Origin of the sequence: Effusibacillus lacus (assembly GCF_002335525.1) — a bacterium.
Taxonomy (GTDB): domain Bacteria; phylum Bacillota; class Bacilli; order Tumebacillales; family Effusibacillaceae; genus Effusibacillus; species Effusibacillus lacus.
In genome coordinates, this window is sequence record NZ_BDUF01000049.1 from 1 (window position 1) to 6229 (window position 6229).

Sequence of the window (6229 nt, forward strand, 5' to 3'; positions counted from 1 at the left end):
CAGTGAATGTGCTCCATTCCGAGACCCAGCATACAGGAGGCGCTCTTTCTTTTGCAAACCACAATTTAATTCATTACAGGAATAGCTCCTAAATGGGCAAGTCTTTTTCAAAGATTACTATTCTCCTCCGGGAGTCGAATCCGTAGCGTCGGCAGATTGGCTCTGGTTCACAGTCATGCCGGAGCTTTGATTTTGGGAGACACCCGAACCAAAGGAAAATTGTCTTTGTGTAGTATTGGTGGATGCGCTTTGACCTTGGGAATTTTCGCTTCCGGATGCCGATTGAACCTGGGTAATGCTGTTCTCGGTGCTTTGATCTTGGTGATTGCCCGATCCAACGGCTGTCGATTCCTGACTGGTGTTATTGTTCGAAGATTGGGTTTGCTCGTTGTCGTCCCCTTCTGCATCGGACAATTGCACAGTCGTGTTGGATGCGCTTTGGTTTTGGGTGTTGTCATCTCCACATGCTTCCGCATCTTGCGAGGTGCTGTTGTTGGAAGTTTGGGATTGATCGTTATAGCCGCTTCCGGTTGCCGCCTGTGCAGTGGAATTGCCGGATTCCTGCGATTGTTCATTGCCATCGCCATTTGCCGATTGGTCTTGGGAAGTATCATTGCTGGAGTCTTGCTCCTGCCAGGAATCGGCACCCAGTTGAACTTGCCCGGTCGCATTGCCGGAGGATTGCCACTGGCCATTGTTCCTGCCGTAAGCAGATTGGGTTTGGCCGGCGCTGTTGCCGGAATCTTGATACTGGTCAGAATACTCGCCCGCTTGCAGTTGTCCTGTCAGATTGCCGGATTCTTGTCCTTGCCGGTTCCCATTGCCATCCGCAGTCTGATCCTGCCAGGTTTCGTTAAAGGAGTCTTGATCCTGTCCGCTGCCATAACCGATTTGAAGCTGCCCGGTCAGGTTGCCGGAACCTTGGCTTTGTTCATTCCATTTGCCTGCCGCATCCTGAATCTGTGTATTGGTGTTGCCTGAAGTTTGGGATTGTTCAGCGCCGGACAGTCCGAGTTGTCCCTGGAATGTCCCGTTGGCTGTACCCTGTTCCTGGTAATTTTTCTTACCGCTTGCAAGCTGCACCTGCGTGTTGTCATTATCGGAATCCTGCTCCTGGAAATTAAATTCTCCCAACGCCCCTTGCAATTGCAGCGAACCGTTCGAAGCGTATTGGTACTGATCGTTTTTCTTACCCTCGGCAAATTGCACTTGGGCATTGCTGTTGTCGGAATCCTGATCCTGGAAATTGAAGATTCCGAAGCTTAATTGTCCCTGTCCTGACCCGTTTTCGGAAGCTTGCTCCTGGTAATTCTTCTTCCCTGCAACATCCTGAAGCTGGAAGGTAGCATCAGAAGAATCCTGGTTTTGCAACAGGAAAATGCCCTCTGCGATCTGTACTTGAGCCGCCTCGTCATCAGCAGATTGGAACTGGTGATTGCGTTTGCCAGTCAAGTTTTGGATCTGCAAATAATCTCCGTAGGCAGATTGGTTTTGTCCAACAAGTGCTCCAGCACCCAGCTGCAACAGCCCGGTTTCACGGGATACATCCTGAACTTGACTGGAACGGTTGGAATTAATTGCATTCTGGATCTGGTTTGCAGATCCGGATGAGGATTGATCCTGGAAAATCAACCACCCTTCTGCCCCTTGAAGTTTTCCGAAATTCACGCTGACGTTGCTTGATTGCCAAGCGGCTGAAGTTATTCCGCTGAACAATCCGGTAACGGACATGCTCATGACCACTGCTGTGCCAATCAGTTTCTTTTTCATTCAATACTGCCTCCTTAATAAGATTGGTTCGTTAAAACGAAACACAAGGTCAGTATATTGAGCTATGCTTGTCTGGTATACACTATTTTCTCGAACATCGACAAATTTTTCGACAACTTGTTCGATATATAAAACAAAAAAGACCCGGTTTTTTCTCCAGGCCTGGTACCACAATTGTGATCTTTTTTTGGGAAATGGTTATAGGATTTCCCATACCTCTTCCACCTGCTCCCCGTACTTCTTGGTGAGGCGGGCTTTTCCCAGATTGGATCTGATGATTCGTTTCATGTCTTTGTCATCTTTCAAAGCATACTTTCTCAGCAATGCGAAGCCTGTCTCCGGATCACTTGCCACGAATACGCTGATGGCAAACTCCAATCCCTTGGACAACACACGAAACTCTTCCATCTTGCGAACAATCGGATCGACCGCCAGAAGGTCATTCAGGATTTGTTCCGTTACTTCCAGGCAATAAGCCACATTCTGCTTGTCCTTTAACAGGGGAGGGTGTGCCAGTGCCGCCACAATCCCCCTTCTTTCCAGAAGATTTGCCTCTTTCAACCATCCCGAAAACAGAGTTTTCAGTATGCCGAAATCCTTCTCGCCCATTCTTTGAAATCCGATGGCGGCAGCCTCACGCATTCTCCACCGGCTGTCGTTCATCGCATTTCGTATTGCAAGAATGATGACTTCCCGTCTTTTCTCATTGGCGGAACCGTAATATTCGGCCAGCGCTTGAACGGCGCAAAACGGCAAGAATTCCCGCGGATCATTAGCCGGAGCTTCCTCTGCCGGGATGTTCGCCCACCTTTGCAGCAAGAACCATGACGCATCATTCATAATCAGTTTCTCAAAACAGTCGGCAAAGGCGGATGCCAGCTGGAGATTGGTCCTCGGGCCAGGCAACCTGGAATCCTCGATAAACATAGTTTCCAGTTCCCCGTGTTTGGCGGGATCCACTGCATATGTACGCAGACTGCTTGTCAGCTCCGCATTCTTCCCCATTCATGTTCGCTCCCGGATGTGAAATGTAACAATTTACCTCCATTATGCCATACTCCCATCTTTGGCGGGTAAGAAAAAAGACGTCCGCCTTATACGCAGACGCCCTACTCTGCTGCTATGTCTTCTTCGGTTATGAGAGACAGCCGTTCTTCGCTCAGTTCCCCCTCTAACCGTGCAATTCTCTCCGACATCCGCAATTTCGCTTGCTCAAACACCTTCTCCGCCAGGCGCCCGTTGCCGAAGTCGCTCCCCGCTTTAAACCACTCCTGCAGGAAACGGTTCCAAATTTTCTCTTCCGCCGCTTCCGACAACCGGTACCGGGAAGCAGCCGCTTTTTGCCTGACGATCTCCACCAGTTCCCCGGGGGTGTAATCCGGAAAATGAATGAAAAAGCGAACCCTGCTTCTCAACCCGGGATTCAGTTGGAAGAGCCCCTCCATCTCCTTCGTGTAACCGGCCAATATAACAGTCAGCAACCCTTTCCTGTCTTCCATTTCCTTGATCAGGGTGGCGATCGCCTCTTTCCCGAAGTCTTCCCGTCCGCGACCGTTCAGTGCGTAAGCCTCATCGATGAACAACACTCCGCCCAGAGCTTCTTTCACCTTTTCAGCCGTCTTGAGGGCTGTCTGGCCGACATAGCCGGACACCAGATCTTTTCGGCTCGCCTCCACAAAGTGCCCGCGCGGGAGAAGCCCCATCACCTTGAAGATCCTGCCAAGTATGCGGGCTACAGTTGTCTTCCCTGTGCCGGGATTCCCGGTGAAAGCCATGTGAAAGGTGACCGGTTCATCGTTTAAACCGAACTGGGCCCGGTTTTTCTCCAGATTCAGTACATCCACAATCTGTTTCACCAACCGTTTTACCTGTTCCAACCCCACCAATTGCTCCAATTCTCCCAAAGCATCGTCCAGGTCCTGGTCAACCGCATGAGGATCATCGGAAAAATCGGCCGCTTCCAATGTGGTAAACGCGCTTTCCATCCGGGGGTCTTCCGTTGCCCTTGCCGCATGACGAATTTTTGCCTTGTCCAACAGATTGCGAACCGTACGGGCGTTGCCGAATGTCTCGTCAAGCTTTTCACGCTGGACTAGTCGAAGCAAAGCCTCTTTGGCGTCATCGGACAGTTTATATTGATCCTGCAAGGCCATATATTCCGCAATCTGGAGCAATTCTTCCCCAGAGTAATCGGGAAAATCAACATGAAACGGGATGCGTTCCCTGAGTCCCGGATTGGAGTCGATCAACTCCGCCATCTCTTTTCTGTAACCGGCTGCTATGACCACCAGTTGATCCCGATAGTCCTCCATGATTTTGACCAAACCGTGGATGACATTCATTCCGAAGTCTTTGCTGGAGTCTTTTTTGTACAGGGCATAGGCTTCGTCGATAAAGAGAATTCCGCCAAGAGCACGTTTCACATATTTAACGAGATTCGCTTCCGTATGCCCCATGTATGCGCCTACCAGTGTTTGCCTGTCAACCTCAACCACATGCCCTTTGGCCAGAAGGCCCGCCTCTTTGTAAATCCTCCCCAGCAAGCGAGCGACCATTGTTTTTCCCGTTCCCGGATTGCCCAGGAAACTCATGTGAAGCGTCAAGGGTTTGACCGTTGTCCCCAGCATCCCGGCCCGCTTTTTCTCAAAAGCGGCAAACTGCACAATCTCCCGGATTTGTTTCTTGACGGTTTCCAATCCGGGGAGTTGTTCCAGCATCAACAACCCTGTTCCGGGAAAGTTGGATTCCTCATCAACCAAAGGCGGCAGATCGGGCAGCGCATGATCGAATGGATCCTCGTTGTTATCAATGGTCATAGATGGCTGTGGCTGCTCCTCCCCGTCCGGTGGTTGGTTCTTCTGGGTTTTTGCCTCACGTTCCTTCGACAAATCGGGATTTGTCCATAACAGTTGTCCATTTCCCCTTCCGGGGTCCTGTTTTGGCAGGTACAACGAAGTACGGGGGTAAGGTCGGATACAAACAGTCCGCTGAACTGAATCTTTCACACTTGAAAAAACGACCCACCGCTCACCGGCAACCACGTTCAAGGACACACTTTCCGGCAGTTGGGAGAGCCGGGCAAAAAGGATCTCTCCCGGCAACAGGCAATCCGCGTTCTTCCCGCTGATACAAGGGATCTCTAAACCGTTTACATTTACCAATCCTGCTTCCATTCGCAGCCTTATGGGAGAACCCTTACCCGGCTTAATGGCCTGCAGCAACCGGGTCGAATCCGGAATATAAAAATGGGCTCCGCCTTCGGGGAGGGAAAAGCCGGTGTCGGCAAAAAAATGATCACAGTCTTTTACGCCGGGTTCCTTCAGCAAAAAGTTTGGAACGTGACAATGCTTGGTCCCAAGCTGGAAAGTCAGGGTGGCAGATCGGCAGGTGAGGAGCAACTCCCCTTCTCCGGTCGAAACAAGAGAAGACAAGGTTTGCAGCTTCCGAACCTGAACCCGGCAGAAGATCATCTTTGAACCAGACTTGTCGACGATGGCAGGCATACTGACTTTAAAGAAGCTGTCGGAATCAGCGTCCAGCAGCAATAGGTTCCCGTTCTTTGAGTCAATCCGAAGCATGACTGATCGATCCGGAGGAAATGACGGTGCGCGCAGAGTAATGTCCTCCAGCGCAGACATCCAATCTCGGGCATCAACCGTAACTCTGACGGGTTGCATCGTTTCTCCCCCTTCCGGTTCTCGGTGATACATCGTATGCGCATCCCCGCCCGGATGCCCAAGAAAAAAGGGACTGCAATTTAAAACAGTCCCGTGATGTTGCCGTAAGGATCAATATCCATATTCAGCGCGGCCGGCCGCTTGGGCAGTCCCGGCATTGTCAGAATATCCCCCGTAAGGGCAACCAGAAAACCGGCCCCCAGCTTCGGCCGGATCTCCCTGACCGTGATGGTGAAGCTATGAGGCCTGCCGATCAGCTGCGGATTATCCGACAGGGAATATTGGGTCTTGGCAACGCATATGGGAAGCTGATCCCATCCGTGCTGAACGCAGATTGCAATTTGTTTCCGGGCTTCCGGCGTGAATTGAACCCCATCGGCTCCATATACTTCCCTGGCGATAATCTCAATTTTTTCATCAATCGGCAGCGTTTGATCATACAAGAGTTCGAACTTTCCGCCGGATTCCGCCAATTGGACCACTTTATTCGCCAACTCCACGGCTCCCTCTCCGCCTTGCCGCCATACATCCGTTTCTGCAAAGGGGATGTTTCTATCGGTGCACAGCCTGCCAAAGAGCTGAACCTCCAAGTCCAGGTCCGATTGAAACCGGTTCAAGGCCACGACGTAAGGAAGGCCAAACTTGGAAACGGTGTCCAGATGTTTTTCCAGGTTGCGGAACCCCTTGGAGAGGGCTTCCTTATTTTCTTCGTTCAACCGGTCTTTGCCTGCGCCTCCGTGAAGTTTCAAAGCGCGGATGGTGGCGACCACAACCACGGCAGA

Annotated in this window: 4 protein-coding genes; all 4 read right to left on the reverse strand. The window is 51.1% G+C overall.

The window, feature by feature from the left end:
- Nucleotides 1-117 precede the first annotated feature (117 nt).
- Nucleotides 118-1770, reverse strand: a complete 1653-nt coding sequence (locus EFBL_RS09005; RefSeq protein ID WP_096181808.1) for a serine-rich family protein — start codon at nt 1768-1770, stop codon at nt 118-120.
- 198 nt (nt 1771-1968) lie between these two features.
- Nucleotides 1969-2775: a hypothetical protein gene (locus tag EFBL_RS09010; RefSeq protein WP_096181809.1), complete on the reverse strand. Its 807-nt coding sequence runs from the start codon at nt 2773-2775 to the stop codon at nt 1969-1971.
- 104 nt (nt 2776-2879) lie between these two features.
- Nucleotides 2880-5447: an AAA family ATPase gene (locus tag EFBL_RS09015; protein ID WP_165912662.1), complete on the reverse strand. Its 2568-nt coding sequence runs from the start codon at nt 5445-5447 to the stop codon at nt 2880-2882.
- A gap of 80 nt (nt 5448-5527) precedes the next feature.
- On the reverse strand, nt 5528-6229 hold a 702-nt coding region (locus EFBL_RS21190), incomplete at its 5' end, for a formate--tetrahydrofolate ligase (protein ID WP_231705737.1).